Below are 26330 nucleotides of genomic sequence, written 5' to 3' on the forward strand. Positions count from 1 at the left end.
CACCCTACGCGGGCCCACTGACAATCTGCTCGGTCACGGGTGGTGGAGGGGGTTCGGCACGGTGCCGTGGACGGCGGCGTGCGGGCGCTGGGCACGGTCGCGGTATCCGTCGAGGTGGAGCCGGTTGCGGTTCAGGCACAGCCGGGCGATGCGGGGGGTGAGCAGGTCGAAGGTCTCGTGGCGTTTCTTCAGGTGCGGGAAACGTCCTTGGTGGCGCAGGATCTCCGCCCGTACGAGGGACCAGAACTCGGCCTCCGGCACGGCGAGTTGCTGCTCACACAGCGGGGCCAGGTAGCGGAACACCCCGACGAAGAGACCGGAGTGGATGAACTGGGTGAGGAAGTCCGGCGGTTCGGCGAGCAGCACCGCACGGACGTCGGCGGGCATCGCGGCGTGCTCCGGCAGCGGCTCGGCGCTGGTGTTGACGTCGTCGACGAAGTCCTTGACCGCGAGGCGGGTGGGGACGTCCTGCTCGTCGAAGACGACGATGGCGTTCTCGCCGTGCGGGGAGAAGACCGTGCCGTACTGGTAGAGGAAGTGCAGCAGGGGCGGCAGCAGGGCGGCGAAGAGGTGGCGCAGCCAGACGCGGGGGGCCAGGCCCGAGCGGTGCACCAGCTCGGCCGTTAAGGCCCGCCCGTGCGGGTCGGTCTGCAGGAGCGCGGCCAGGGTACGGGCCCGCTCCCCCGGGTCCAGGTAGCGGCTGATCGGCTCACGCCAGATGCAGCCCAGCAGTTCCTTGTACTGGTACGGGACGCCGGGCAGCCGGTCGTACAGGGGGTGCTCGACGGTGACGGACGCGGTCTCGCCGAGCAGGATCACCCGGGTCTCGTCGCGCAGGTACGGATCGGCGTCGCGCAGGCCTTGGACCCAGGCGGTGACGGCGGGGGCGGCGATGGTGCGTTCGGTCGGCAGGCCGCGCCAGACGAGGGTGTTGAGGACGGAGAGCGGCAGCTTGACCGTACGGGCCCGGGGGCGGCTGGTGTTGAGGAAGGTGCGGATGGACTGCTGGGGCAGTCGCAGGTCGTTGTCAGTGGTGAGTGGGACGATGGATTTGTCGGCGAGTTGGGGGGCGAAGAGGGGTGCGACGGTCTCGTCCCACTGCCAGGGATGGACGGGGAGGTAGAGGTAGTCGGCGGGGTCGAGGCCCTGCGAGGAGAGGGTGCGGGCGAAGGCGGCACGGACCTCGGGGGTGAGTTCATCGGCGTAGAGACGATCAGGGGTGGCCAGGGCCGGGACACCCCGGTAGACGGCCAGCCGGCGGTGCGCGGCGATCCAGGGCAGCCGCTGCGGGGTGCGGGCCTCGGGTGACCAGACGGCCGCGTCGGTCGCCGAGAAGCCCAGCCGCCCCTTGTTGGCGACGAGCCATGGATGGCCGGTCTGGTGGCCTTCCAGGGTGGCGTAATCGAGGTCGGCGAGCTCCGCCGCGCCGAGGGCCGTGGCGTCCAGACGGGTGTCGGCGGCGAGGGTGGCGGTCAGCTCGCGGACGAGGTGGCCGGTGGTGTCACCGGACAGGCCCAGGACGGTGTCGTGGGCATGGAAGAGGAAGTGAAGGGGGTCGCCTGTGGGGGTGATGGAGTCGGGGTCGACACGCCAGTGTCCGTACGCGCCGCGCCGGGCCCGGAAGCGGTAGGTGACGTCGTCGCTCAGGCGCAGACGGTAGGGGCGGGATCCGTCGGCGGTACGGGCGCTGTCGGCGTGGCGGCCGGCGGTGCGGTCGGTGTCGCGACCGGGGGCGTCTTCGGGGCCGTTGACGGGATCGCTGCCGGGGGCATCGGCGGGACCGTGGACGGGATCGCTGTCCGGGCCGCTGCCGGGGGCACCTTGGCCGTCGCGTGGGCCGGGGACGGAGGCGGTACTCGGGTCGGGTTCGGGAGTGATGACCTCCTCGTACGCGAATTCCGCCAGGATCTTGGCGAGCAGCCGGCGGGCGGCTCTCTGCCACGCATGGTGGCTGTCCGTCTCCCTGCCGGGGGGCTCGTGTCCGGGCGCCGCGGCAGTTGTGGGAGCCATGGAGGCCTCGGGCGCCGCGGAGGCGGGGAAAGCGTGGCCGGTGGCGATGGGAGCCCCGGGGGCAGGGGCGACATGACCGGCAGCGGGGGTGTCGGCGGTGGGGGCGGCGTCGCCCGGGCGGCTGCCCGGGCTGCTGAGGTCGGTTACGCCGGGGCGGCCGGGGTGGGCGGCGCCGGGAGCGGTGGCCTCGGGGCTGTCGGCGCCGCGGCCGCGGGGGTCCGGGCTGTCGCTGCCGGGATCGCCGGCGCCGGACGCGGGGCTATGGAGAGGTTCGGAAGAAGGACGCAAGGCGGGACTCCTGGGGACGAGACCTGAGCGACACGGACAGTGCGCGAAGAAAGGGGGTCAGGTGTGGAGACGCGGACAGTGCGAAGGGGGCGGGCGGACGAGTCGTACGGGACCGGCGGGTATGGCTGGGCTGGCGGGCGCGGCCAGGCTGGCGGAGGCGTCGGGACCGGCGGACGTGACCAGACCAGCGGACGTGATCGAACCGGCGGGCATGGCTGGACCGAGCGGCCGGGCGGGGCCGGTGGGTGGGGTGGGGCTGAGGAAATGGGTGCGGCAGGGAGGCCTGAGGACGGTGGGGAGGGTAGGACCGGTGGGACGGGCGGGGCAGCTGGCACGAGCAAGGCGGGTAGGCCGGGCGGGGGCAGTGGGGCGATAGGGACGGGAGGGGTTGGGGGCGCGGTGGGGGCACTGGGGGTGGAGCAGGACAGGCGGGAGCCACCGGCGGGGGAACGTCGGCGGCGAGCGCGCGCAGTGCGGGTGGTCACAGGAGGTGGCGGTGGACGCGGTCGCGGACCATGAGGGCCGCGCGTTTGGCGGGCAGGTCGATCTCGTCGGCGTAGCGGAATCCTGCGCCGAGGAAGGCGGCGACGGACGGGACGTTGCGCAGGTCGGGTTCGGCGATGACCCGGCCGCAGGGCGGGCGGTGGTCCAGGACGAGGTCGGCGGCGGCCCGCAGCAGCGCGGTCCCGATGCCGCGTCCCCGGTCGGCGACGCCCCCGATCAGCAGGTGCAGCCCCGTGTCGTGCGGCCGGGCCGGGTAGTGACGGGCGATCGGGTCGAGGTCGGCGCGGTAGACCTCCCAGTAGCTCATGGGGACACCGCTCAGTACGCCGAGGCAGGGAACGCTGCGTCCGTCGCCGTCGAGCTGGGTGCGCAGGTGGGCGGCAGTGATCTCCTGGGACCCGGCCAGTTCCCAGAATTCCGCGACGGCCGGGTCGTTCATCCAGGCGGAGATCAGCGGCAGGTCGCGCTCGATGCGTACCGGTACGAGCTGGAACGGTCCGGCGGCCGTGGCTGCCGGGCCCCAGCCGGCGACGTGGTCGAGCAGATCTTCACCGCCCGGGCTGTCGGCCGGGGCGGCGGTGAGGGGCGCCGCGCTGAACAGCGCCGTGATGTCGGGCGGCAGGTGCAGGTCGAGGGTGTCGTCGAGCGCGTCGTCCGGAGAGGCTTCGAAAGGTGCGAAGGGGCGGTCGAAGGTTTCGTCGGATCCTGGGTCGATGCCGGATTCGGTGGGGGGCACGATGGCGCTCTCTCCTTTCCGGGCCTCCTCACGAGGTCACGGGGCGGGCGGGCAGGGGGTCGGGGGACACAGTCGGGTTGGGGGCCGGGGCCGGGGACAGGAAAGGAGCGGGGAGGGGGACGGTGGGGACGGTGGGGACGGGTGGCAGGGGGTCAGGGGTGCAGAGGATTGGGGATGGTGACGTAGACGGACTGGGTGTCGACGGGGCCGACGAGTTCGTCGAGGCCGCGCAGCCGGGTCAGCAGGTTGGCCTTGCAGCGCAGGGTGCTGGCTTCCAGAAGCCGGCCGGGCAGCGGTGAACGGTGTTCCGCGGGCCCGGTGGCGGCATCGGTGAGGAACCGCCGGAAGGCCGCGAGGAGCACCTTCTCCCCGGCCAGGCGCTGGGATCCGAAGGCACCGATGAGGCCGAGGACGTTGTTGATGCCGAGGTAGTAGGCGAAGCGTTCGTCGGTGACCTCGTCGGAGACGAAGGTGTCGCTGGTGGCGCCGATGCCGGGCAGCCGCCGTGCCAGCTCCGTACGGCGTGACTCGCGGAAGTAGTAGCCCTGGTTGTCCCGGTAGCGGCCGCCGGCGGGCCAGCCGTCCCGGTCCAGCAGGACGAGGGTGTTCTGCTGATGCGCTTCGAGGGCGACCCCCGCGGTGCCGTCGAGCCAGAGGACGGGCCGCACCACCGCTTCGAGGTAGCGCAGGAACCACTCGGTGGCGACGGCGCCCGCGGGCCGTCCGGTGCGGGCGGTGAGCCTGCCGATGATGTCGGCGAGGCGGGAGCGCAGGCCGGTGTGGCCCGGCCAGGGGCGGGGCGAGGTGAGGGCGGCGATGCACACGGCGTCGTCGGTGGCGGCGAAGGGATTGTGCCGGACGACCACGTCCAGCCCGCGCACCGGCTCGCCGTCCGCTCCGGTGACACCGAACCAGGCCGGGTCGCGGACGATGTCGAAGCCCGGCGAGCCGGGGAAGGCGGCCCGCCACTGCGCGGCCAGGCCGGTACGGAGCAGCCGGTGCGCCTCGACGCCGCGTTCCAGTTCCTTGCGGAGGTTGTCGCGGCGGGAGTTGGTGATGCGTACGCCCAGGGAGAGCTTGAGCATGGCGTCGCAGCCGGGGCGGAAGACGGTGCGTACGGAGGAGGTGGGGTGCCAGACGGGGCCGCCGGGGCCCAGGTCGTGGAGGAGGCCCGCCTCGTACAGGGCGGCGATGTCCGGACGATGGCCGAGCTGGCGGGCCTGCCACGGGTGCATCGGCAGCGGCAGGGTGCCGGCGGGCGCCTGGGGCGCGCCCGCGGCGAGGCGGGCGGCCAGCTGCTCGGCGGGAACGGTCCGGCCGCGCTCGGTCCAGGCCGAGGCGGCGGTGAACACGTCCCGGTGGACGGCCGTCCAGTGGAGGCGGAACGCGCCGCGCAGCTCCGGGGAGTAGGCGCGCGTCTCGGCGTCGGTCAGCCCCTCCCGGCTCTTGGGGGTCGGGTGCATGGGGTGGCCGAAGAGCAGGGCTTGTTCGGCGGCGAGGAAGCGTGAGCCGCCGGGGTCGTCGGCCGGGGTGGCGCGCCGGTCGGTGAGGAAGGCCGCGGTGTGCCGTACGGAGTCGGCTACGCGGCCGACGAGGTCGGTGCTCTCGCTGTCCGGCGTTCCGGAGGGGTGGGCGGTCGGGCGCGCGGTGGTACCGATACCGGCGCTGCCCGTACTGCCACTGCCCGTGCCACCGCTGCCCGTACCGGCGCGTACGGCCTCGCGGCGCAGCAGGGCGGCGAGGGTCACCGCGTCCAGGGGCGCCGCGTCGGCGGGGGCGCCTTCCAGTACGGGCGCGCCGAGACGGTGCCAGCCGGTGTCCGACCAGTACAGGACGGGTACATGCAGGACCGTCGCGCTGGCTTCGAGGGGGATGCGCAGCCGGTCGCCGGCCGGGCGGGGCGTACCGCTCTCCCGGATCCAGCAACGGAGCAGGCTCTCGGCGCCGGCCGCGTCGGCGGCGACGGCCGGGTCCTGGTGCTCCAGCCGGTCCTGCGCGGGGGCCTGCGTCAGGTCTTGTGCGGAATCCCGTACGGCGTCCTGTCCAGGAACTTGTACGGGGTCTTCGGCCAGGTGGGCGTCCCCGGCCGGGGGCTCGGCCTCGACTTCGGCTTCGGCTTCGTCGTCCGCGTACACGGTGACGACCCGGGTCGCCCCCAGCCCGTGGCAGTCCTCGTGACCGTGCCGCTCGTAATGGCCGAGCCGTACGGAGCAGCCGGTGTGACCGCCGTGCTCACCGCCCTCCCCGGTGTCGTGGGCGCCGGTGCGCCGGTTCTGGCGCGGCACGGCGGGTTCCCGCAGCCGGGCCAGGGGTTCACGGGACAGACGGCGCTCGTCGGCCGGAGTCCCGTCGGGGCCAGGGCGTTCGTTCATCGGGGTGTGCCTCGCAGGGTCGGCGCGGTCGACGCGGTCTGGAATGTGGTGGGGCGATGAGGGCGCGTGAGGCGGTGGGCGAGCGGGCGCCCGCGAAGAATCGCGCGGCCGTGAGGAGCAGCGGAGACGTGCGGAACAGTGCAGACGCGAGGAACCGTGCAGCCGTGAGGAACGGCGCTGCCGGGCTGAACCGCGCAGCCGCGAGGACCAGTACGTCCATGAAGACCGGTGCACGCGGAAGGACCGGTACATCCATAAGAACCGGTACATCCGCAAGAACCGGTGCTTCCGGAAAGACCGGTCCCCCCACGAGAACCCCCGCCCCCGTAAAAACGTACGGCGCAGCAAAGGCGCACGAGCCGGAGCGACGCCGCACAGCGGAGCACTGGACGCCGCACCCCCATACGCCTGGCGCAGCGCGCCCCCCCTGCTCATGGCGTCACCCCGAGGGGCGGCTCCTGCCGCGATACCGCACAGTCCTGTCCGGCCGACGCGGACCCCACATCCGCCCCGGCACCCTCACGAGACCCGGCAGTTCCCCCGCCCGCCCCCGTCCGCGCCGCGGCCCCCAGCGCGTCGGCGAGGCGGTCGAGGATCGCGTCCGCCTGTTCGTCGGTGATGGTGAGCGGGGGCAGCAGCCGGACCACCGAGCTGCGGCGGCCGCCCAGCTCGACGATCAGGCCCCGGTCGAGGCACTCCTGCTGGACGGCCGCGGCCAGCGCGGGGGCGGCCGGGCGGGCACCCGCCGGGTCCGGGGCGGCGTCCGGGTCGACCAGTTCCAGGCCGAGCATCAGGCCCCGGCCCCGGACGTCCCCGACACAGCCGTGCTCGGCGGCGAGCCCGCTCAGCCGGGACATCATGCGGGCGCCCAGCTCGCCGGCGCGGCGCGCCAGGTCGTTCTTCCGGACGTACGCGAGGGTGGCCGCGCCGGCGGCCATCGCGAGCTGGTTGCCGCGGAAGGTGCCCGCGTGCGCGCCGGGCCGCCAGGTGTCCAGTTCCTCGCGGTAGACGATGACGGCGAGCGGCAGGCTGCCGCCGATCGCCTTCGACAGGACCAGGACGTCGGGCACCACGCCGCTGTGCTCGACGGCCCAGAAGGCGCCGGTGCGGCCGACGCCGGTCTGCACCTCGTCCACGATGAGGGGGATGCCGCGCGCCGCCGTGATCTCGCGCATCCGGCGCAGCCAGCTGTCGGGCGCAGGGATCACCCCGCCCTCGCCCTGGACCGGTTCGAGGATCATTCCGGCCGGTCCGGCGATGCCGCTCTTGTCGTCGTCGAGTACGTTCTCGGTCCAGCGCGCGGACAGTTCGGCGCCGCGCTCGCCGCCCGTACCGAAGGGGCAGCGGTAGGCGTACGGATACGGGAGGCGGGTCACGGAGGTGTCGCGCGCGCCCCCGGACGCCGCGAGCGCCCCCGCCGTCATGCCGTGGTACGCGCCGGTGAAGGCCGCGAGCCCGTCCCGGCCGGTCGCGGTCCGCACCAGTGTGAAGGCGGCTTCGACGGCGTCCGTGCCGGCCGGGCCGCAGAACTGGATGCGGCCGTGGGCGGCCAGTTCGGGAGGCAGGGTGGCGAACAGTTCGGTGACGAACGCGTCCTTGACCGGCGTGGCCAGGTCGAGGACGTGCAGCGGGGCGCCGGAGTCCAGGACGGAGCGGATCGCCTCCAGGACGACGGGGTGGTTGTGGCCGAGCGCCAGAGTGCCCGCCCCGGAGAGGCAGTCCAGGTAGCGGCGGCCGTCGGCGCCCTCGATGGTCAGTCCGCGGGCCCGCACCGGGACGATGGGAAGCGAGCGCGCGTACGTACGGGCGGCGGACTCGCGGAGCGACTGCCGTCGCAGGATGCCCTCGTGGGCGGGAGGGGGTGACATCGGCAGAGGCTGGGTCAAGGCCACGGCGGTTCGGTCCTCCTGCTGCTGGGCTCTTCTGTTGAACTGCGGGCGGGCCCGCCACGCGTCGGCCGCGCCCCGTCGGGCCGCTTCCGTCGCGCACCGGGCCTGGTCCGCTGTCGGCAGGTCGCCGGGCCTGGCCGGCGGACCGCTTCCCTTGCCGCCGGACACGGCTCAGCCGCCCCCGTACGTGTCAACGACGCCGCCGTCGGGAGAGCACGGCCTTCCGCAAGATCCTTGTCGGACGCGGGGCGTGGGTGGGGGCCCGACGGCGCGCCACCCGCGCTCTCTGCCCCGTCCCGAGCCCCCGGTGCACGCCCCCGCACCACCCCCTCGGAAAGATCCCCGCCGAACCGGAACCGGGGACCCGCCCGCCACCGTCCCCAACGGCACCGGCATAGTGGGGACCTGCGCCCGGCTTTCCGGTGCATGACAAAACAGCAGATGCGGGCACGTCCGGGGCAAGAACGGCACGATCACCTTCGGCGCGGTACGGCCGCCCGGGGCCGGACGCGTGCCCACGGCAAGCCTGAACAGACCAGGGGGAGTTCACCCATGCGATCCATACGTCGGCCGGTCCTGGCCGCGGCCGCCCTCACCACCGTGGTGGCGCTGACCGCCACCGGCTGCGGGCCCGAGGGCAACCAGGCGGACGGCAAGCCCAGCCAGTCCGCGGAACAGGGCAGCGCGGGCGGGGGTGGCTTCACGATCCCCCAGGACATCCAGGACAAGCTCAAGGAACACGGCGTCGACCTGGACAAGTGGAAGAACGGCGAGTGGAAGAACTGGGACAAGGACAAGTGGCTCCGCGAGGCCAGTGAGTTCATCAACCCGATCATCAAGGGCCTGTGGGACCCGGACCGGGCGAGCAAGGCCAAGCCGCCGAAGGAGCCCACGCCCAAGGACATCTCGGGCGACCAGGGGCGGACCGACCCGGAGCCGCGGGCGGTGCAGGCCAAGGCCGTGAAACCGCCGTTCGGCCAGAACGCGCCCGGCCTCGGCAAGATCTTCTTCGACACCCCCGAGGGCCACGCGGTCTGCTCCGGCGCGGTGGTCAAGGACCCGGCGCACCCGGGCAAGTCCAACCTGGTCTGGACGGCGGGCCACTGCGTGCACGCCGGCAAGACCGGTGGCTGGTACCGCAACATGGTCTTCGCCCCGTCGTTCAACGACAGCGGCAAGTCCGCGGCCCAGCTGGAGAACGCCTCGCGTGAGCAGATGTTCCCCAAGGGCGTGTGGTGGGCCGACGGCGCGTCGACCTCCAACCAGTGGATCAGCCAGGGCGGTCCGCAGGGCAACAGCGTGCCGATGGCGCCGTACGACTTCGCCATCATGCACGTGACGCCGGAGAAGGGCGCGGGCAGCAAGTCCCTCGAAGAGGTCGCCGGCGGCGCCTACTCGGTGGACTTCAACGCCTCGGCGATCCCGGACATCTCCAGCCTCACCGCCCAGGGCTACCCGGCCGAGGCGCCGTTCGACGGCGCGACGCTCCAGCAGTGCACCGACAAGCCGGGCCGGCTCTCGCTGGACGCCAAGAAGCCGACCATGTACCGCATCGGCTGCCTGATGACCGCCGGTTCCTCCGGTGGCCCCTGGTTCGCCAAGGGCTCGGACGGCAAGCCGGCGCTGGTGTCCAACACCTCGATCGGCCCGCGTCCGGCCGGCTGGCTGGCCGGCCCGCACCTCGGCCCTGAGGCCAAGAGCATGTACGGCGCGATGAGCAAGAAGTTCGCGTCGAAGTAGGCGGCGTGAGCGGCGTGAGCGGCGGGCACCTGGTACGCGCCGGGTGAGCGCGCGGGCGGCCCCGTATCCGTACGGCGGGTACGGGGCCGGTCCCGCCGCCGCTCACGCAAGCAGAGCATGGCGAAGGCCCGCTCCCGGACTCCGGGGGCGGGCCTTCGTACTGCTTCGGTACTGCGGGGAGCCTGGGCCTACGGCCGTGGCATCACGCCGCAGGCACGTACGGCTGTCACGCCGCTGCCACGTACGGCTTGAGCTCGGCGGCCAGTTCCTCGTGCACCCGCGCCTTGAGGACCGTGCCCTCCGCGATGTGCTCCTCGGAGATCACCTCGCCCTCTGCGTGGGCCCGCGAGACCAGCGCACCCTGGGTGTACGGCACCAGCGCCTCGATCTCGACCTGCGGCCGCGGCAGCTCCTCGTCGATCAGCGCGAGCAGCTCGTCGATGCCCTGGCCCGTACGGGCCGAGACCAGCAGCGCGTGCTTCTCGTTGCGCAGCAGCCGCTGGAGGACCAGCGGGTCGGCGGCGTCCGCCTTGTTGACGACGACGATCTCCGGTACGTGGGTGGCGCCCACGTCGCGGATCACCTCGCGCACCGCCGCCAGCTGCTCCTCCGGCACCGGGTGCGAACCGTCGACCACGTGGAGGATGAGGTCGGAGTCGCCGACCTCCTCCATCGTGGAACGGAACGCCTCGACGAGGTGGTGCGGCAGGTGCCGGACGAAGCCGACGGTGTCGGCGAGGGTGTAGAGCCGCCCGCTGGGCGTCTCGGCCCGGCGCACGGTCGGGTCCAGGGTGGCGAACAGCGCGTTCTCCACCAGGACGCCGGCCCCGGTCAGGCGGTTGAGCAGGGAGGACTTGCCCGCGTTGGTGTAACCGGCGATGGCCACCGAGGGGACCTTGTGACGGCGGCGTTCCTGCCGCTTGATGTCGCGGCCGGTCTTCATCTCCGCGATCTCCCGGCGCATCTTCGCCATCTTCTCGCGGATCCGCCGCCGGTCCGTCTCGATCTTGGTCTCACCGGGACCACGCGTGGCCATACCGCCGCCCGCGGAACCGGAGCCACCGCCACCCATCTGCCGGGACAGCGACTGGCCCCAGCCGCGCAGCCTGGGCAGCATGTACTGCATCTGCGCCAGCGAGACCTGCGCCTTGCCCTCGCGGGACTTGGCGTGCTGCGCGAAGATGTCGAGGATCAGGGCCGTACGGTCGACGACCTTCACCTTGACGACGTCTTCCAGGTGGATCAGCTGGCCGGGGCTCAGCTCACCGTCGCAGACCACCGTGTCGGCGCCGGACTCCAGGACGATGTCGCGCAGCTCCAGGGCCTTGCCGGAGCCGATGTACGTGGCCGGGTCGGGCTTGTCGCGGCGCTGGATGACACCGTCGAGCACGAGCGCGCCGGCGGTCTCGGCCAGCGCGGCCAGCTCGGCGAGCGAGTTCTCCGCGTCCTGCGCCGTGCCCGTGGTCCAGACACCGACCAGCACGACGCGCTCCAGGCGCAGCTGGCGGTACTCGACCTCGGTGACGTCTTCGAGCTCGGTGGACAGCCCGGCCACCCGGCGCAGGGCGGCACGCTCGGTGCGGTCGTACTGCTCGCCGTCACGCTCCCCGTCGATCTCGTAACTCCAGGCGACGTCCTCTTCCATCAGGGCGTCGGCCCGGCGGCTCTCGGGGAGGCGCTGTCGGTCCTGTGGAAGGGAAGAAGAGGAGGTCATTTGATCCTTTGCGTCGTTGGGACGTCCCGTACGGGGCCGCGTGGCCCCGGGACTCTCGATCGTGACAACGTCCGGGCCGCCCGGGAGATTCCCGGCGGCGGCCCCGTCATCGGCCAGACGATGTTCGCACGACCGCTGGTCACCGTCACGTGGGTTTTCCGTGCGCGCGGCGTACAGCGGTGGACCGGGGCTTTCCGGCCCGAGCGGCATGCTTCCCGGCCTGCTCACCCGCGGGCTTTCGCGCCCGGCTTGCCCGGAGACTTCCCCGCGGGCTTCCCGCCCGGCTTACCCGCGGGCTTGCCACCCGGCTTGTGCGCCGGCTTGCCCGCGGGCTTCGCGCCCGGCTTGTGCGCCGGTGGCTGCGGGGTCCGGTAGTGGCTCTTCCAGTCCGGGTGCCCCGGCATCGGCGGCGTCTTCGCGTCGTACAGCCAGCTGCGGAAGAAGCCGCCGAGGTCCTGGCCCGAGACACGGGAGGCCAGCGCGACGAAGTCGGCGGTGCCCGCGACGCCGTCGCGGTGCCGGGCCACCCAGGCGCGCTCCAGCCGGTCGAAGGCCGCGTGGCCGATCCTGGCGCGCAGCGCGTACAGCACGAGGGCGCTGCCGTCGTACATGACCGGGCGGAAGATGCCGGTCTTGTTGCCGGGCGTGGGGACCTTCGGTGCCCCCGGCGGGCCGCCCTCGGCGCGCATCCGGTCCGAGACGCTGTAGGCGCGCCGCGTCCGCTCGTCCATGGACATCTTGGAGTGCTCGTGCGCGTACAGCTCTTCGTACCAGGTGGCGTGCGACTCGTTGAGCCAGGCGTCCGACCAGGTGCGCGGGGAGACGCTGTTGCCGAACCACTGGTGCGCCAGCTCATGGACCATGATCGCTTCGACGTACCAGCGAGGGTACTGCCCCGTGGTGAACAGCCGCTCCTCGAAGAGGGACAGCGTCTGGGTCTCCAGCTCGAAGCCGGTCTCGGCCTGGGCGAGCAGCACACCGTACGTCTCGAAGGGGTAGCGGCCGACCTTGCTCTCCATCCAGGCGAGCTGGCCGGGCGTCTTGGCCAGCCACGGTTCCAGGCGCTTGCGGTCGGCGGCCGGTACGACGTCGCGCAGCGGCAGGCCGTGCGGCCCGGTGCGGCGGACGACGGCGGAGCGCCCGATGGACACCTGCGCCACCTCGGTGGCCATGGGGTGGGCGGACCGGTACACCCAGGTGGTGGTGGCCGGGGCCGCCGCTGTCCGCCGTACACCCTGTCCTGTCGGTACCACGCTCCTGACCGGCACGGCACCCGGGTAGCGCGCCACCCGCGACCCGTTGGCGACGACCGTCAGGTCCTTGGGCGCGGTGACGCGGAAGGTGTAGAGCGCCTTGTCCGAGGGGTGGTCGTTGCCCGGGAAGACGCGGTGCGCGGCGTCGACCTGGTTGGCCATCACCAGCCCGTCCTTCGTACGCAGCCAGCCGACCTCCTTGGCCTTGCCGCCCTTGGGGGTCCGCGGGTCACTGGTGTGCCGGACGACGATCCGCACCGGGGTGCCGGCGCGCACGGTGCGGTGCGGCGTGACGATCAGGTCCTCGCCGCGGCTGACGTGGGGCGCGGGCCGGCCGTCGACCTCGACGGAGCGGACGATGCCGTGCGCGAAGTCGAGGTTGATGTGCTTCAGGCGGGCGGTGGCCCGTGCGGTGATCTTCGTGACGGCGTCGAGCGGCCGGTCATTGTGTCCGGAGTACCTCAGAGCGATGTCGTACGCGCGGACGTCGTAGCCGGGGTTGCCGAGGTGCGGATAGAGCCGGTCGCCGATGCCGAGCGGTGTGGCGTCCGGCAGGCCGGCGGCGACCAGTGAGGCGGCGGCGAGCAGGCCGAGCGCGCTCCGGCGGCGGGCAGCGGCCCCGGAGGGGCGGCGCGGACGGTTGCGGGACGGGACGCCTTCGGAACCCGGTCCGGGGCCGGGGGCGGGGTGGGACGAGGAAAGCGGCATGACAAACCGCTATCAGCGCGGCGTCCCCGCCCGTGGCCGACGCGACAGTACGGCACCCGAACGAGGGGATCTGTGCGTCCGTCGAGGCCGGACGGGCGCGGGTGGGCGCCGCATCGCGTGGGAACCGGACCCACGGCCACTCAGGACCGCGCCGCGACCCTCGGCTGCGCCCGCCCCGCCCGCAGCACGTCGAAGACGCCCGGCACCTGCCGCATCGCCCTCATCAGGGACGGCAGTTTGGCCGCGTCCGGCAGGTGGAGCGTGTACGTGTGCCGTACACGCTGCTCGCGGGGCGGTTCGACGGCCGCGGCGACCACGGCCGCGCCCTCGGCGGCGATGGCCTCGGTGAGGTCGGCGAGCAGATGCGGCCTGCTGAACGCTTCCGCGAGGAGGGTGACCCGGCAGCCCTGCGCGCGGTTTCCCGCGCCGCGCCAGCGTGCGCCGACCGGCTGCCGACCGGACGCGGCCATCCGGGCCACCACGGGGCACAGGGCCCGGTGCACGGTGACGATGCCGCCCCGTACGGCGAAGCCGGTGACGTTGTCCGGTGGTACGGGGGTGCAGCAGCCCGCGAGCCGCACGGTCGCGCCGGGGAGGTCGGTGGCCAGGGCGGTGGTGTCGCCGCCGTGGCGCCCGGTCGCCGCGGCGGCCCCGGCGCCCCGCGTCTCGCCGGCACCGCTCGGTGCGCCCGCCTCCACCTGGCCCTCCCCCGTTCCCGTGTCCGCCCCGGGGTGGGCGGTCAGCCAGCGGGAGATGGCGAGCCGGGCCGCCGGGGTACGGGTGTGGTCGAGCCAGTCCGGCGAGGGGCCGGCGGCGGAGTCGGGGGCCATGAGCAGGTGCAGGCTGTCGCCGTCGCACAGGATGGTGGAGAGCGTCGCCAGGCGCCCGTTGACGCGCGCGCCGATGCAGTGGTGGGCCCCTTCGCCGTACAGCGCGTACGCGGCGTCCACGCAGCTCGCGCCGGCGGGAAGGCCTACGGTGCCGGTGCCCGCCGCACCCGTGCCCGCACGCTCCGCGGTGACCGTGCCGCTCCCGTCGCCGAACCCGCCCTCCGCGCAGAAGACCGTGATCTCCCGGTCCTGGGCCAGGTCGGCGCGCAGCGAGGTCCAGAACGTGTCCGGGTCGGGGGTGGCGCGCTGCCACTCCAGGAGGCGGCACAGCCAGCCGGGCTGGGTCGGGTCGACGCGCTCGCCGTCCTCGGCCGGCTGCGCGCCCTGCGCGCCGTCCGGCACCGCCGCGGACGGGTCGGAGCCGTCCGCGGGGGCGTACGGGTTGCCCAGCGCGATCACCCCGGCCTCCGCGACGCGGTGCATGCGGTGGGTACGGATGAGCGTTTCGGCAATCGCGCCGTCCGCGTCGGAGACGGCGGTGTGCAGCGACTGGTAGAGGTTGAACTTCGGCGCGGCGATGAAGTCCTTGAACTCCGAGACGACCGGGGTGAAGCAGGTGTGCAGCTCGCCGAGGACCGCGTAGCAGTCGGCGTCCTCGGCGACGAGCACCAGCAGCCGGCCGAGGTCCGCGCCGGTGACCGTGCCGCGCGCCAGGCGCACCCGGTGCACGGAGACGAAGTGCCGGGGCCGGATGAGGACTTCGGCGTCGATGTCGGCCTCGTGCAGGACGGTGCGCACCCGTTCCGCGATGGCGTCGAGCGGGCCCGGGCGGCCGGCGTGGCCGAGGACCAGGGCGCGGGTGGTGGCGTACTCCTCCGGGTGCAGGATCGCGAAAACCAGGTCCTCCAGCTCGGTCTTGAGCGCCTGCACACCCAGCCGTTCGGCGAGCGGGATCAGCACGTCGCGCGTGACCTTGGCGATCCGGGCCTGCTTCTCGGGGCGCATCACACCGAGGGTGCGCATGTTGTGCAGCCGGTCGGCGAGCTTGATGGACATCACGCGGACGTCGTTGCCGGTGGCGACCAGCATCTTGCGGAAGGTCTCGGGTTCGGCCGCGGCGCCGTAGTCGACCTTCTCCAGCTTGGTCACGCCGTCGACCAGGTAGCAGACCTCCTTGCCGAACTCCCGGCCCACCTGGTCGAGCGTCACCTCCGTGTCCTCGACGGTGTCGTGGAGGAGGGAGGCGGTCAAGGTCGTGGTCTCGGCGCCCAGTTCGGCCAGGATCAGGGTCACCGCGAGCGGGTGGGTGATGTACGGTTCGCCGCTCTTGCGCAGCTGCCCGCGGTGTGAGGACTCGGCGAGCGCGTAGGCCCGGCTCAGGGTGTCCAGGTCGGCGTCCGGGTGGTGGGCGCGGTGCACCTTGGCGACGTGCTCCAGGGCGTCCGGCAGGCCGTCGCGGGGTGCCGGCCCGAGCAGCGCGGCCCGGCCGATGCGGCGCAGCCCGCGCAGCTCCAGGCGGGGGCGGCCGCGTTTGCGGTGGGAGGCTTCTCCCAGGTCGGACGGACCGGCCTGGGCAGGCGCGACGGGGTTACCAGGGTTCGTGGCCTCTGCGCTCATGGGCACCTCCGGCGGCGTCGACCGGCGGTTGGGCGCCCGCAGTCAGTCGCCCGGGCCGGTGCTTGATGCTACCGAGCCCATCACGCAGCGCTGTCCCGCTCTCGCCCAGCGTGAACCGGATCACCCATTCGAGCGAAGTCTCAGCCGAGGGCCGTGACCAGCCACGCGGGGTCCATGACACCCTGCGCGACGATCACCGCGGGGCCGGTCATCTCGACCGTGCCGTCCGGCTGCTCGGTGATGGTCAGGCTGCCGCCCAGCACGTCGACGGCGTACGTGACGGGGGTGCCGGTGACCGCGGGGTCGGTGCCGTCCCGGCGGGCGGTGGCGACGGCGACGGCGCAGGCGCCCGTACCGCAGGAGCGGGTCTCGCCGGCGCCGCGCTCGTGGACCCGCATCGCCACGTGGCGCGGGCCGCGGTCGGCGACGAACTCGATGTTGACGCCGTCCGGGTAGACGGCGGCTGGGCCGAACGGCGGGACGTCGCGCAGCTCTCCGGCGTGGTCGAGGTCCTCGACGAAGGCGACGGCGTGCGGGTTGCCCATGTTCACGTTGCGGGCGGGCCAGCTGCGGTCGCCGACGGTGACCGTCACGCCGTCCGGGAGCAGCTCGGCGCGGCCCATGGAGATCGTGACCTCGCCGGTCGCGGCCAGGCGCGCCGTCCGTACGCCGGCGCGGGTGGCGATGGCCAGCTCGCCCTCCTTGGCCAGGCCGGCGTGCTGGAGGTAGCGGGCGAAGACGCGGATGCCGTTGCCGCACATCTCGGCGACGGAGCCGTCGCCGTTGCGGTAGTCCATGAACCACTCGGCCTCGCCGGCCATGGCGCGGGCCTCGGGGTCGGCGGCGGAGCGCACCACGCGCAGCAGGCCGTCGCCGCCGATACCGGCCCGGCGGTCGCAGATCCGCGCGACGGCGTCCGCGGACAGCTCCAGGACGCCGTCCGGGTCGGGGACGATCACGAAGTCGTTCTCCGTGCCGTGCCCCTTGAGGAAGGCGATGCCCCGGCCGGAGCCGCCCGCGGCGGTCGTGGCGGCGCTCACTGCGGCCCCCGTGGCCTCTACGGTCCCCTGTGCGTCGGTCATGCCTGCATCGTACGGCGCACCAGTGACAGCCCGTGTCGCGGCCCCGGTCGCTGCGTGTCCGGGCCTCGGCCGCCCGAGCGTCGCCCGGGTGCGCCGCACCGCGCTCCCAGGGCGTAGGGGCCCCGGCCGTCAGCGCGGCCTGTGATCAGTGCGGCGGCCGCTCAGTGCAGCCGCGCGACCCGCCAGACCGCGAGCAGGGCCAGGACGGCCACGACCGCGGCGTACGCCAGCACGACGCGCCAGTCCGGGCGGCGGCCGGAGCCGCGGGCGGGCAGGCCGGGCCAGGTGTGGCCGACCCGGCGGGCGGCCATCATGCCCCAGCCCGCGGCGCAGCCGAAGAGCAGCAGGCCGAGCATGGAGATCACCGCGCCGCCGTCGCCGCCGAACTCGAAGGCGAGCGGGAAGGCGAACATCAGCGAGCCGAGGATGGCCAGGCCCACGATGGGCGCGAGCTGCCAGATGCGCAGCCTGCGGGGCGGGCGCAGTTCCCGGAAGGACTCGCCGCCCTCGGCCGCCTCCTCGGGACCGTCCCCGGCGTCCAGGGGTGCCGGGCGAACCGGTTCCCCCAGGGCGTCGGGGCCGTCGGGCCCGACGGCCGCGGCGTGGTCCAGGGCAGGCCCGTCCGGGCCGACGGCCCCGGGTCCGTCCTGGGTCAGCGGCTCCGTCGCGTCCCGCTGTCCGTCACGCGGCCCGTCCGGTTGCTGCGGTCTGTTGCGAGGGCCGGCCTCCATCGCCACGCGCCCTCCCCACTCCGACTGCACGCCTCGATCGAAGGTCGATGATGACACGCTCCCGGGGGCCCGGATGACGGGCGGAGCGTCCCGATGCCATGACGTGATCAGGCTGTGACCGGTCGTTCGACCAACGCCAGCGCCCGCCCCGGGAGTTCCGCGCGGTCCCCGGCGCCGCCGCTGAGCCAGTGGACCCGGGGGTCCCTGCGGAACCAGGAGTCCTGGCGGCGCGCGAACCGCTTGGTGGCACGGACCGTCTCGGCTCGCGCCTGCTCCTCCGTGCACTCCCCCGCGAGCTGGGCGAGCACCTGCTGGTAGCCGAGGGCCCTGGAGGCGGTACGGCCCTCGCGCAGCCCCTCGCCCTCCAGCCGCCGCACCTCGTCGACCAGACCCTCCTCCCACATCCGGTCGACCCTGCGGGCGATGCGGTCGTCCAGTTCGGGGCGTGCCACGTCGACGCCGATCTGCACGGTGTCGTAGACCGCCTCGTGCCCGGGGAGGTTGGCGGTGAAGGGGCGGCCGGTGATCTCGATGACCTCCAGGGCGCGCACGATGCGGCGCCCGTTGCTCGCCAGGATGGCGCGGGCGGCCTCCGGGTCGGCGGCGGCGAGCCGGGCGTGCAGGGCGCCGCTGCCCTGCTCGGCGAGCTCGGCCTCCAGCCGGGCGCGCACCTCCGGGTCCGTACCGGGGAAGTCGAGGGCGTCGATGGCGCCGCGTACGTACAGGCCGGACCCGCCGACGAGGACGGGAGTACGGCCTTCGGCGAGCAGGCGGTCGATCTCGGCGCGGGCCAGGCGCTGGTACTCGGCGACGTTGGCGGCCCGGGTGACGTCCCAGATGTCCAGGAGGTGGTGCGGAACGCCCCGGCGTTCGGGCACCGTCAGCTTGGCGGTGCCGATGTCCATTCCCCGGTAGAGCTGCATGGAGTCGGCGTTGACGACTTCGCCACCGAGATGGCGGGCGAGCGCGACGCCCAGATCGGACTTTCCGGCCGCGGTGGGACCGACGACGGCGATGACCCGGGGTGCGGGAACTGCGGTGTTCACCGGCCCAGTCTCGCAAACCTCGGGGCCTCATCTCGAACGAGCGACGTGACGGCTCGTCTCCGTGTTCGTTGCCTGATGCGAGGTTCCGGCCGCCGGTTTACGGACCGGGGCCCGCGGGCGGCGCAATGGGACGCTCCGGGCGCCACGGGATTTCGCCCACACGAGTAGGGTATGGAGTAGTTATGGGCGTGTTTTCACGGTTTCGTCGCCGCAAGAACGAGGCGTCGACGGAGGAGGCTGCCGCCGCCACACTGACGGCGGAAGCGGCGGCTCCGGAGGACGGGGAGCCCGCCGAGGCCGCCGCGGCAGAGCAGGGCGGGGCGGCTCCGCAGGACGGGAGGCCGTCCGCGGAGGAGGCGGGCGAGTCGGCGGCCGCGGAAGGCGTCGAGATCCCCAAGCAGCAGTCGGCCGGGGAGGCTGCGGACAGCGAAGCCGGGGAAGGCGCCCGCAAGTAACGCGCACGCCGTACGAAGGAAGACGAAGGAAGGCGCCCATGGGTCTGCTGGACAACCTCAAGGCCAGGCTCGGTCCTCTGAAGAGCAGGGCCGGTGACCTCGCGCAGCAGCACGGGGACAAGATCGAGCAGGGGCTCGACAAGGCCGCTCGGGCGGTCGATGCGAAGACCAAGGGCAAGTACAGCAGCCAGATCGGGACCGGCGCGGGCAAGGCGAAGGACGCCCTCGGCAGGCTGTCCGAGGAGTCCCGCCGCTCCGGCGGCCAGGGCTCCGGCGGCTCCGGCCCGCAGGGACCGGCCTCCTGACCTTCCCGCCGGGCCTGCGGCGGGGTGGCCCGGGCGGCACGACGGCCGCGGAGCGTGACGCTCCGCGGCCGTCGTGTGGGTGCCCGCCCGGCGGACACCGTTTCCGTACGTCTCAGGACCAGGCCGCCACAAAGTACCCCACTCCGTAGGGCGCCTCTTCGCGCAGCAGCTCGCCGCGCAGCCCGGCGCCCTGTGCGGCGCCTGCCAGGACCTGCCAGCAGGCCCGTCCGGAGGCCTTCAGCTCGTCCGCCAGCTCCGCGTCCAGCCCGGTCAGCGCCTCGGTGTCGGCGGCTGCCAGAGCGCGCCCCACGGCGGCGTCGAAGCCTTCGGCCCGCTCGTCGTAGTAGCCAGGTGCCTTCACCGTGCGGCATGCGCTGCCGTCGCCCATGACCAGCAGGGCGACCCGCTCCGACGATGCCGCGATCTCCCGGCCGACCTGGAGGCAGCGGTCGGCGGCCAGCGGTTCTCCGACGCCCAGCCCTTCCACCGGCGCGTCCGCCCAGTCCGTACGGGCCAGCAGCCAGGCGCCGACCGACAGCGACGGCGGAAGCGGCCGTTCCGGGGGCGTCCCGGCGGCGCCCAGGCTCACTTCCAGGTCCACGCCGAAGCCGCGGAACGAACCCACCGCGCCCTGCCCGTGCGGCCCGCGGCCGGCCTGTCCGGCGGGGCCGACGACGACCAGCCGGTCCGGCCGGGCCGCCGCGAGCACGCCGACCGCGTCGAGGGCGGCGGCCCGCAGGCCGTCCAGCTCGGGCGCAGCTGCGGAGGCGACCTCCGGGACGAGCACCGGCGGACACGGACAGACGGCGGCGGCGACAAGCATGGCTGGAACCCTAGCAAGGCCGCGCTGTGGGGGACGTGGGCTCAGGCGCGGGCGTCCCCCGACCGGTTCGCCCGCCCTCAGGCCCTCAGTCGCACCCGCAGCCCGCCGCCGGGGCCGGGGTGGGGGCCGGCGCGCCGATCGTCGGGAGGCCGAGCATGACGCCGGCCGGTTTGTCGGCCGGGGCGGCGTTGCGCTTCTCCCAGGCGTCGCCCGCGCGCGTACGGCGGACGGCCTTCGAGGGGCCCTCGGCGAGCAGGTGGTGCGGTGCGGCGTAGGTGATCTCGACGGTCACCATGTCGCCGGGGCGCACCGGCTCCTCGGGGCGCGTGAAGTGCACCAGGCGGTTGTCGGGCGCGCGGCCGGACAGGCGGCGCGTGGCGTCGTCCTTGCGCCCCTCGCCCTCGGCGACCATGACCTCCAGGGTGCGGCCGACCTGCTTCTTGTTCTCCTCCCAGGAGATCTCCTCCTGGAGGGCCACCAGCCGCTCGTAGCGCGCCTGGACGACCTCCTTGGGGATCTGGCCCTCCATCGTGGCGGCCGGGGTCCCGGGGCGCTTGGAGTACTGGAAGGTGAAGGCCTGCGCGAAGCGGGACTCGCGGACCGTGTGCAGGGTCTGCTCGAAGTCCTCCTCGGTCTCGCCCGGGAAGCCGACGATGATGTCCGTGGAGATGGCGGCGTCCGGCATCGCGGCGCGCACCTTCTCGATGATGCCGAGGAAGCGCTCCTGGCGGTACGAGCGGCGCATCGCCTTGAGGACCGTGTCCGAGCCGGACTGCAGCGGCATGTGCAGCTGCGGCATCACGTTCGGCGTCTCGGCCATGGCGGCGATGACGTCGTCGGTGAAGTCGCGGGGGTGCGGCGAGGTGAAGCGGACCCGCTCCAGGCCCTCGATCTTCCCGCAGGCGCGCAGCAGCTTGCTGAACGCCTCGCGGTCGCCGATGTCGGAGCCGTACGCGTTGACGTTCTGGCCGAGCAGGGTGATCTCGGAGACGCCCTCCGCGACCAGCGCCTCGATCTCGGCGAGGATGTCGCCGGGGCGGCGGTCCTTCTCCTTGCCGCGCAGGGCGGGGACGATGCAGAAGGTGCAGGTGTTGTTGCAGCCGACGGAGATCGAGACCCAGGCCGCGTACGCGCTCTCGCGGCGGGTGGGCAGCGTGGAGGGGAACGCCTCCAGCGACTCGGCGATCTCGACCTGGGCCTCCTCCTGGACACGGGCGCGCTCCAGGAGCACCGGCAGCTTGCCGATGTTGTGCGTCCCGAAGACCACGTCGACCCAGGGGGCCTTCTTGACGATGGTGTCGCGGTCCTTCTGGGCCAGGCAGCCGCCGACGGCGATCTGCATGCCCGGGCGCGCGGCCTTCTTCGGCGCGAGCTGGCCGAGGTTGCCGTAGAGCCGGTTGTCGGCGTTCTCCCGCACCGCGCAGGTGTTGAAGACGACGACATCGGCCCCGTCGGCACCCTGGGGCGCGGGCACGTATCCGGCGTCCTCCAGCAGGCCCGACAGCCGCTCGGAGTCGTGGACGTTCATCTGGCACCCGTAGGTGCGCACCTCGTATGTCTTCGCACTCATCTCAATCGACCAGGGTACGTGCTCCCGCCGCCGCCTCGCCCCTCCCTTTCCCGGTGCGGGGCTGGCAGGATCCCGCCCATGGTTTCCGTACTCCCCCGCACCGGCGGGCGCCGGGCGCTGCTCGCGGCGGCCGCGGCGCTGGCCGTGCTCGGCCCGCTGCTGTGGTGGCTGCTGCCGCTGGGCAGCCCGCCCACGCCCGGCGGGCAGCTCACGCTGACCACCGGCGTGCGCTCCGGCGTGTACGCGCGCTACGGGGAGCTCCTCAAGCAGGACCTGCGCCGGGACCTGCCGCGGGTCGACGTACGGCTGATGAACAGCGCGGGGTCGCTGGACAATCTGGACCAGCTGACGGAGGGCAACGCGCAGTTCGCGATCGCGACCGCGGACGCGGTGGCCGAAATGCAGCGCCTCAAGCCGCGGGAGGCGGCCCGGCTGCGGGCCTGCGCGCGGCTGTACGACGACTACATGCAACTGGTGGTCCGTGCGGACTCCCCGGTCGGTTCGGCCAAGGACCTCAGGAAGCTGCGCGTCGGTGTGGGGGCGGACGGCTCCGGCGTCCAACTGATCACCCGGCGGCTGATCGCGGCGGCCGGGCTCGACTTCGACCGGGACATCGAGGCGGTGCGGGTCGGCATCGACCGGATGCCGAAGCTGCTGGAGGACGGGGAGCTGGACGCCTTCTTCTGGTCGGGCGGGCTGCCGACCTCGGCCGTGCAGCAGGTGGCCCGGCGGCTGCCCGTACGGCTCGTCCAGCTCGGGGACCTGATCCCGGCGCTGCACCGGCAGGGCGGGCGGACCCGCCACTACCGGGCGGCCGTGATGCCGGCCGACGCCTATCCGCGGGTCCAGAAGGGGCAGGCGGTCAAGACGATCGCGGTCGCGAACCTGCTGGTGACCAGCGACCGGGAGGATGCGGTGCTGACGGAGGCGATCACCCGGACGGTGATAAGGAGCCGGGACCGGATCGGTACCGAGGTGCACGCCGCCCAGAAGGTCGATCTGCGGACCGCGGTGTTCACCGATCCGCTGCCGCTGCACGAGGGCGCGCGGCGCTATTACGTATCGGAGAAGCCTTAGGCGGGCCGGGCCCGGATACACGCCGGGGCGCGCACGGACTTCCGTGCGCGCCCCGGTGTTCGTGTCAGGCCTTGGGTGCCCGCGGGGTGCGCGGCCCCTTCTGAGCGCGGGAGGGACGGCGGGACGGGCGGCCGCCGCCCGAGGCGCCGGTGCCGCCGCCCGCCGAGCCGCCGCCGGAACCGCCGCGGCGCGGACGCCGCCGCCCCCCGCCGCCGCCCGCGGGCTTGGTCCGCTCCTGCTGCGCGGGGACGGCGATCACCACCGGCTGTCCGGTCGGTGTCTGCGCGCCCGTGATCCGTATCAGCTCACTGTCGCCCGGCCGGACCCGCGCCGTACCGGGAGTGATCTTCGCCCGGGCCATCAGCCGGGTCATGTCCCGGCGCTGGCCGGGCGTGACCAGGGTGACGACGGTGCCCGACTCGCCGGCCCGCGCGGTGCGGCCGCCGCGGTGCAGGTAGTCCTTGGCCTCGGTCGGCGGGTCGACGTTGACCACGAGGTCGAGGCCGTCGATGTGGATGCCGCGGGCAGCGACGTTGGTGGCGATCAGCGCGGTGGCCTGGCCGGTGCGGAACTGCTCCAGGGTGCGGGTGCGCTGCGGCTGGGACTTGCCGCCGTGCAGCGCCGCGGCCCGTACGCCCTGCGACAGCAGGTGCTTGGTGAGCCGGTCGGCGCCGCGCTTGGTGTCCACGAACATGATCACGCGGCCGTCGCGGGCGGCGATCTCGGTCGTGGTGGCGCGCTTGTCGGTGTCGTCCACGTACAGGACGTGGTGCTCCATGGTGGTGACCGTCGCGGCCGACGGGTCCACGGAGTGGGTGACCGGGTCGGTCAGGAACCGGCGGACGAGCTTGTCGACGTTGCGGTCGAGCGTCGCGGAGAACAGCATCCGCTGGCCGCCCGGGTCCACCTTCTCCATCAGGCGGGTGACCTGCGGCAGGAAGCCCATGTCGGTCATCTGGTCGGCCTCGTCGAGGACCGTGACGGCGACCTGGTCGAGCTTGCAGGCGCGGCGGTCCAGCAGGTCGGCGAGCCGGCCGGGGGTGGCGACCAGGATCTCGGCGCCCTTGCGCAGCGCGTCGACCTGGCGGTTGATGGAGGTGCCGCCGACGACCGTGGTCGTACGCAGGCCGACCGCCGTGGCGTACGGGGCGAGCGCCTGGGTGACCTGGGTGGCCAGCTCGCGGGTGGGCACGAGCACCATCGCCAGGGGGCTCTTGCTCTCGGCGCGGCGGCCCGCCGTACGGCTGAGCATCGCCAGTCCGAAGGCCAGGGTCTTGCCGGAGCCGGTCCGGCCGCGGCCGAGCACGTCCCGGCCCGCGAGGGTGGCGGGCAGCGTAGCGGCCTGGATGGGGAACGGCTCGGTGACGCCCTGCGCGCGCAGCGCGGTGAGAAGAGCCGGTGCCAGCGGCAGCTCGTCGAAGGAGACGGCAGGCGGCTGACTGGCCGTCCGCGGGGACGGCGTGGATGCGGCGCTCTGTCGCGGTGCGGTCGCTCGGGTCACTGAAAGCCCTTCTGTGGCGGGGAGGCCGAGCGCGTACGGCACGGTGCCGTGCGGTCTCGGGGCCGCGTGGGTACGGGACGTACGCACACGAGGCGTGCTGCTGCGGTGCGGCCGGGCGGGGACGGCCGGGACGGCCGGCGAGCCGTACGGTGACGCCCTTGCGCCGGCCGGCCGTACGGATACGGACGGGGCCCGCACCGACCGGTGCGGGCCCCGTCCGCGGACGCGCGGTCCGTCAGGCGGGGATGATGTTCTCCGCCTGCGGGCCCTTCGGGCCCTGGGTCACGTCGAAGCTGACCTTCTGGCCCTCCAGGAGCTCACGGAAGCCCTGAGCCTGGATGTTCGAGTAGTGGGCGAAGACGTCGGGGCCGCCGCCGTCCTGCTCGATGAAGCCGAAGCCCTTTTCCGCGTTGAACCACTTCACGGTGCCGGTGGCCATGTTTTTCTCCTTCTAGGGGCAAACCGGAGACCGCACTTCGCGGCCTCCTTGTCGCCGAGATGATCGCCCCACACCGGAGAAAGGTCCGGAAAACAAGGAACGCCCGGGGCTTCCAGCCTCCGGGCGCGCACAAAGTTCATGGGTACCACAACTGCAACACCATCAACGGTAACACACGTCCACGGCGGCGAACGGCCGTACGGGGACAGCACCGGAACCGGTGGTCAGGGCGCTGTGCGCGGCAACACCACGGTCACCCGCAGCCCGTGCGGCCGGTGCGGCGCGAAGGAGATTGTGGCGCCTCCGGCGGCGAGCAGCGCGCGGGTGATCGACAGGCCCAGGCCGGAGCCGGAGACGTTCTGATGGCGGCCGCTGCGCCAGAAGCGGTCACCGATCCGGGCCAGTTCGTCCTCGGTGAGGCCCGGCCCGTGGTCGCGGACGGTGATGCGTACGCGCTCGCCCTCCGGCGCCACGCCGACGGTGACCCGTTCCCCGGCGGGCGTGAACTTCAGGGCGTTGTCGACCAGCGCGTCCAGGGCGCTGGACAGCGCGACCGGGTCCGCCCAGCCCGTCACGGCCCGCTGGCCCTCGTAGGACAGCAGCACGCCCTTGTCGTCGGCCAGCGGGCGCCAGGAGTCGACACGTTCGGCGGCGAGCGCGGCGACGTCGGTGAGCTGGAGGTCGGCGGCGGCGTGCTCGGCCAGCGCCAGGTCCAGGAGGTCGTCCAGGACCCGGGCCAGACGCTTGCCCTCCGTACGGACGGAGGCGATCTCCTCGTTGCCCTCGGGGAGTTCCAGGGCGAGCAGCTCGATGCGCAGCAGCAGGGCGGAGAGCGGGTTGCGCAGCTGGTGGGAGGCGTCGGCGACGAAGGCGCGCTGCTGCTCCAGCACGTCCTCGACGTTGTCGGCCATCTCGTTGAACGAACGGGCCAGGCGGCGTAGTTCCGGCGGCCCGGAGGCGGCGGCGACCCGGGACTTCATCCGGCCGGTGGCGATGTCGTGGCTCGCGGCGTCCAGGACGCGCACCGGGCGCAGCACCCACCCGGTGAGCCGGAAGGCGGCGGCCACCGCGACGAGCATGGCCGCGCACTCCCCCGCCCCGATCAGCAGCCATCCGTGCAGGATGCGGGAGCGCATCTGCCCGGTGGGCGAGTCGGTGACGACGACGGCCACCACGTCGCCGTCCCGGATGACGGGCGAGGCGACGGGGATCCGGCCGTCCTCGTTCCAGGGCATGATCCGGCGGGGATCGTGGCTGCGGCGGCCCGCCAGCGCCTCGCTGAAGGCCCGCGCGCCCTCGCCCCGCTCCGGTACGCGCCAGTCGGCGGGCGCCGCCGCCATGGGGGTCCGGTCACGGAAGAAGACGCCGACGCGGATGCCGTACAGCTCGTGGTAGCGCTTGAGTTCGGCGCCGAGCGTGGACTGCCGTTCGTCCTCGTCGGGGGACTTGCGCCCGGCGCCCGGCCGGGCGGTGACGTACTGGGCGAGGGACGCGAAGCGCGCCGCGTCGTCGATCCGGTCGACGACCACCCGCTGCTGTTCGACGGCGGCGGTGATGCCGGCGAGCGGGAAGCCGAGCGCGAGCAGCACCCCGGCCAGCAGGACGATCAGGAGCGGGAGGAGTCGGGTGCGCACGGTGCG

At 73.6% G+C, this 26330-nt stretch carries 19 protein-coding genes; 4 read left to right on the forward strand and 15 right to left on the reverse strand.

Going from position 1 to position 26330, the window contains the following annotated elements; translation table 11 throughout:
• Window positions 1-33 precede the first annotated feature (33 nt).
• From ACZ4Z1_RS24645 to ACZ4Z1_RS24660, 4 genes are all read right to left on the reverse strand, one after another.
• A complete protein-coding gene (locus ACZ4Z1_RS24645) occupies window positions 34-2010 on the reverse strand; it encodes an IucA/IucC family protein (protein WP_468488832.1) in 1977 nt (658 codons plus the stop codon).
• 769 nt (window positions 2011-2779) lie between these two features.
• Window positions 2780-3538 (reverse strand): GNAT family N-acetyltransferase, encoded by a 759-nt coding sequence (locus tag ACZ4Z1_RS24650; RefSeq protein WP_468488770.1) that lies wholly within the window; start codon window positions 3536-3538, stop codon window positions 2780-2782.
• A gap of 152 nt (window positions 3539-3690) precedes the next feature.
• Window positions 3691-5910, reverse strand: a complete 2220-nt coding sequence (locus ACZ4Z1_RS24655) for an IucA/IucC family protein (protein ID WP_468488771.1) — start codon at window positions 5908-5910, stop codon at window positions 3691-3693.
• 431 nt (window positions 5911-6341) lie between these two features.
• On the reverse strand, window positions 6342-7778 hold the full coding sequence (locus tag ACZ4Z1_RS24660) for a diaminobutyrate--2-oxoglutarate transaminase family protein (protein WP_468488772.1): 1437 nt from the start codon (window positions 7776-7778) through the stop codon (window positions 6342-6344).
• A 573-nt stretch (window positions 7779-8351) separates the two neighbouring features.
• Between ACZ4Z1_RS24660 and ACZ4Z1_RS24665 the strand changes: the two genes are divergently transcribed.
• Window positions 8352-9539 carry a trypsin-like serine peptidase gene (locus ACZ4Z1_RS24665; protein WP_468488773.1) on the forward strand — a complete coding sequence of 396 codons (1188 nt, stop codon included), beginning with the start codon at window positions 8352-8354 and terminating at the stop codon, window positions 9537-9539.
• 226 nt (window positions 9540-9765) lie between these two features.
• On the opposite strand, the gene hflX is transcribed toward ACZ4Z1_RS24665, so the two are convergent.
• The 6 genes from hflX to miaA form a co-directional block, all read right to left on the reverse strand.
• Complete coding sequence (hflX, locus tag ACZ4Z1_RS24670) at window positions 9766-11253, reverse strand: GTPase HflX (protein WP_468488774.1); 1488 nt, start codon at window positions 11251-11253, stop codon at window positions 9766-9768.
• A 224-nt stretch (window positions 11254-11477) separates the two neighbouring features.
• Complete coding sequence (locus ACZ4Z1_RS24675; protein WP_468488775.1) at window positions 11478-13214, reverse strand: M1 family metallopeptidase; 1737 nt, start codon at window positions 13212-13214, stop codon at window positions 11478-11480.
• Window positions 13215-13354: 140 nt separating this feature from the next.
• A complete protein-coding gene (locus ACZ4Z1_RS24680; protein ID WP_468488776.1) occupies window positions 13355-15661 on the reverse strand; it encodes a RelA/SpoT family protein in 2307 nt (768 codons plus the stop codon).
• Window positions 15662-15801: 140 nt separating this feature from the next.
• A complete protein-coding gene (dapF, locus tag ACZ4Z1_RS24685) occupies window positions 15802-16743 on the reverse strand; it encodes a diaminopimelate epimerase (protein WP_468488777.1) in 942 nt (313 codons plus the stop codon).
• Between the two features lie 161 nt (window positions 16744-16904).
• Window positions 16905-17474 (reverse strand): hypothetical protein, encoded by a 570-nt coding sequence (locus tag ACZ4Z1_RS24690; protein WP_468488833.1) that lies wholly within the window; start codon window positions 17472-17474, stop codon window positions 16905-16907.
• A 107-nt stretch (window positions 17475-17581) separates the two neighbouring features.
• Entirely contained in the window at window positions 17582-18520 is a 939-nt protein-coding gene (gene miaA / locus ACZ4Z1_RS24695) for a tRNA (adenosine(37)-N6)-dimethylallyltransferase MiaA (RefSeq protein WP_468488778.1), read from the reverse strand.
• Between the two features lie 182 nt (window positions 18521-18702).
• Between miaA and ACZ4Z1_RS24700 the strand changes: the two genes are divergently transcribed.
• On the forward strand, window positions 18703-18975 hold the full coding sequence (locus ACZ4Z1_RS24700; protein ID WP_468488779.1) for a hypothetical protein: 273 nt from the start codon (window positions 18703-18705) through the stop codon (window positions 18973-18975).
• A 38-nt stretch (window positions 18976-19013) separates the two neighbouring features.
• A complete protein-coding gene (locus ACZ4Z1_RS24705; RefSeq protein ID WP_468488780.1) occupies window positions 19014-19280 on the forward strand; it encodes an antitoxin in 267 nt (88 codons plus the stop codon).
• Between the two features lie 112 nt (window positions 19281-19392).
• Here ACZ4Z1_RS24705 and ACZ4Z1_RS24710 read toward each other — a convergent pair whose 3' ends face one another.
• On the reverse strand, window positions 19393-20103 hold the full coding sequence (locus tag ACZ4Z1_RS24710; RefSeq protein ID WP_468488781.1) for a class III extradiol dioxygenase subunit B-like domain-containing protein: 711 nt from the start codon (window positions 20101-20103) through the stop codon (window positions 19393-19395).
• Between the two features lie 85 nt (window positions 20104-20188).
• Window positions 20189-21673 carry a tRNA (N6-isopentenyl adenosine(37)-C2)-methylthiotransferase MiaB gene (gene miaB, locus ACZ4Z1_RS24715; protein ID WP_468488782.1) on the reverse strand — a complete coding sequence of 495 codons (1485 nt, stop codon included), beginning with the start codon at window positions 21671-21673 and terminating at the stop codon, window positions 20189-20191.
• 78 nt (window positions 21674-21751) lie between these two features.
• On the opposite strand from miaB, the gene ACZ4Z1_RS24720 reads away from it, so the two are divergent.
• Window positions 21752-22750 (forward strand): TAXI family TRAP transporter solute-binding subunit, encoded by a 999-nt coding sequence (locus ACZ4Z1_RS24720; RefSeq protein WP_468488783.1) that lies wholly within the window; start codon window positions 21752-21754, stop codon window positions 22748-22750.
• Window positions 22751-22814: 64 nt separating this feature from the next.
• Here the strand turns inward: ACZ4Z1_RS24720 and ACZ4Z1_RS24725 are convergent, their stop codons facing one another.
• The 3 genes from ACZ4Z1_RS24725 to ACZ4Z1_RS24735 all read right to left on the reverse strand — a co-directional run bounded on the left by ACZ4Z1_RS24725 (window position 22815) and on the right by ACZ4Z1_RS24735 (window position 26324).
• Entirely contained in the window at window positions 22815-24338 is a 1524-nt protein-coding gene (locus tag ACZ4Z1_RS24725) for a DEAD/DEAH box helicase (protein ID WP_468488784.1), read from the reverse strand.
• A 148-nt stretch (window positions 24339-24486) separates the two neighbouring features.
• Window positions 24487-24690 (reverse strand): cold-shock protein, encoded by a 204-nt coding sequence (locus ACZ4Z1_RS24730; protein ID WP_031008163.1) that lies wholly within the window; start codon window positions 24688-24690, stop codon window positions 24487-24489.
• 224 nt (window positions 24691-24914) lie between these two features.
• Entirely contained in the window at window positions 24915-26324 is a 1410-nt protein-coding gene (locus ACZ4Z1_RS24735) for a sensor histidine kinase (RefSeq protein WP_468488785.1), read from the reverse strand.
• Between the last annotated feature and the right edge of the window lie 6 nt (window positions 26325-26330).

This window comes from Streptomyces sp. NPDC030165, from assembly GCF_055573595.1.

Coding starts and splice junctions, on each gene's coding strand:
- ACZ4Z1_RS24645 (WP_468488832.1), bottom strand. CDS start 2,010: ATGGCTCCCACAACTGCCGCGGCGCCCGGACACGAGCCCCCCGGCAGG.
- ACZ4Z1_RS24655 (WP_468488771.1), bottom strand. CDS start 5,910: ATGAACGAACGCCCTGGCCCCGACGGGACTCCGGCCGACGAGCGCCGT.
- ACZ4Z1_RS24660 (WP_468488772.1), bottom strand. CDS start 7,778: ATGTCACCCCCTCCCGCCCACGAGGGCATCCTGCGACGGCAGTCGCTC.
- ACZ4Z1_RS24665 (WP_468488773.1), top strand. CDS start 8,352: ATGCGATCCATACGTCGGCCGGTCCTGGCCGCGGCCGCCCTCACCACC.
- hflX (WP_468488774.1), bottom strand. CDS start 11,253: ATGACCTCCTCTTCTTCCCTTCCACAGGACCGACAGCGCCTCCCCGAG.
- ACZ4Z1_RS24675 (WP_468488775.1), bottom strand. CDS start 13,214: ATGCCGCTTTCCTCGTCCCACCCCGCCCCCGGCCCCGGACCGGGTTCC.
- ACZ4Z1_RS24680 (WP_468488776.1), bottom strand. CDS start 15,661: ATGAGCGCAGAGGCCACGAACCCTGGTAACCCCGTCGCGCCTGCCCAG.
- dapF (WP_468488777.1), bottom strand. CDS start 16,743: ATGACCGACGCACAGGGGACCGTAGAGGCCACGGGGGCCGCAGTGAGC.
- ACZ4Z1_RS24690 (WP_468488833.1), bottom strand. CDS start 17,474: ATGGAGGCCGGCCCTCGCAACAGACCGCAGCAACCGGACGGGCCGCGT.
- ACZ4Z1_RS24700 (WP_468488779.1), top strand. CDS start 18,703: ATGGGCGTGTTTTCACGGTTTCGTCGCCGCAAGAACGAGGCGTCGACG.
- ACZ4Z1_RS24705 (WP_468488780.1), top strand. CDS start 19,014: ATGGGTCTGCTGGACAACCTCAAGGCCAGGCTCGGTCCTCTGAAGAGC.
- ACZ4Z1_RS24710 (WP_468488781.1), bottom strand. CDS start 20,103: ATGCTTGTCGCCGCCGCCGTCTGTCCGTGTCCGCCGGTGCTCGTCCCG.
- miaB (WP_468488782.1), bottom strand. CDS start 21,673: ATGAGTGCGAAGACATACGAGGTGCGCACCTACGGGTGCCAGATGAAC.
- ACZ4Z1_RS24720 (WP_468488783.1), top strand. CDS start 21,752: ATGGTTTCCGTACTCCCCCGCACCGGCGGGCGCCGGGCGCTGCTCGCG.
- ACZ4Z1_RS24730 (WP_031008163.1), bottom strand. CDS start 24,690: ATGGCCACCGGCACCGTGAAGTGGTTCAACGCGGAAAAGGGCTTCGGC.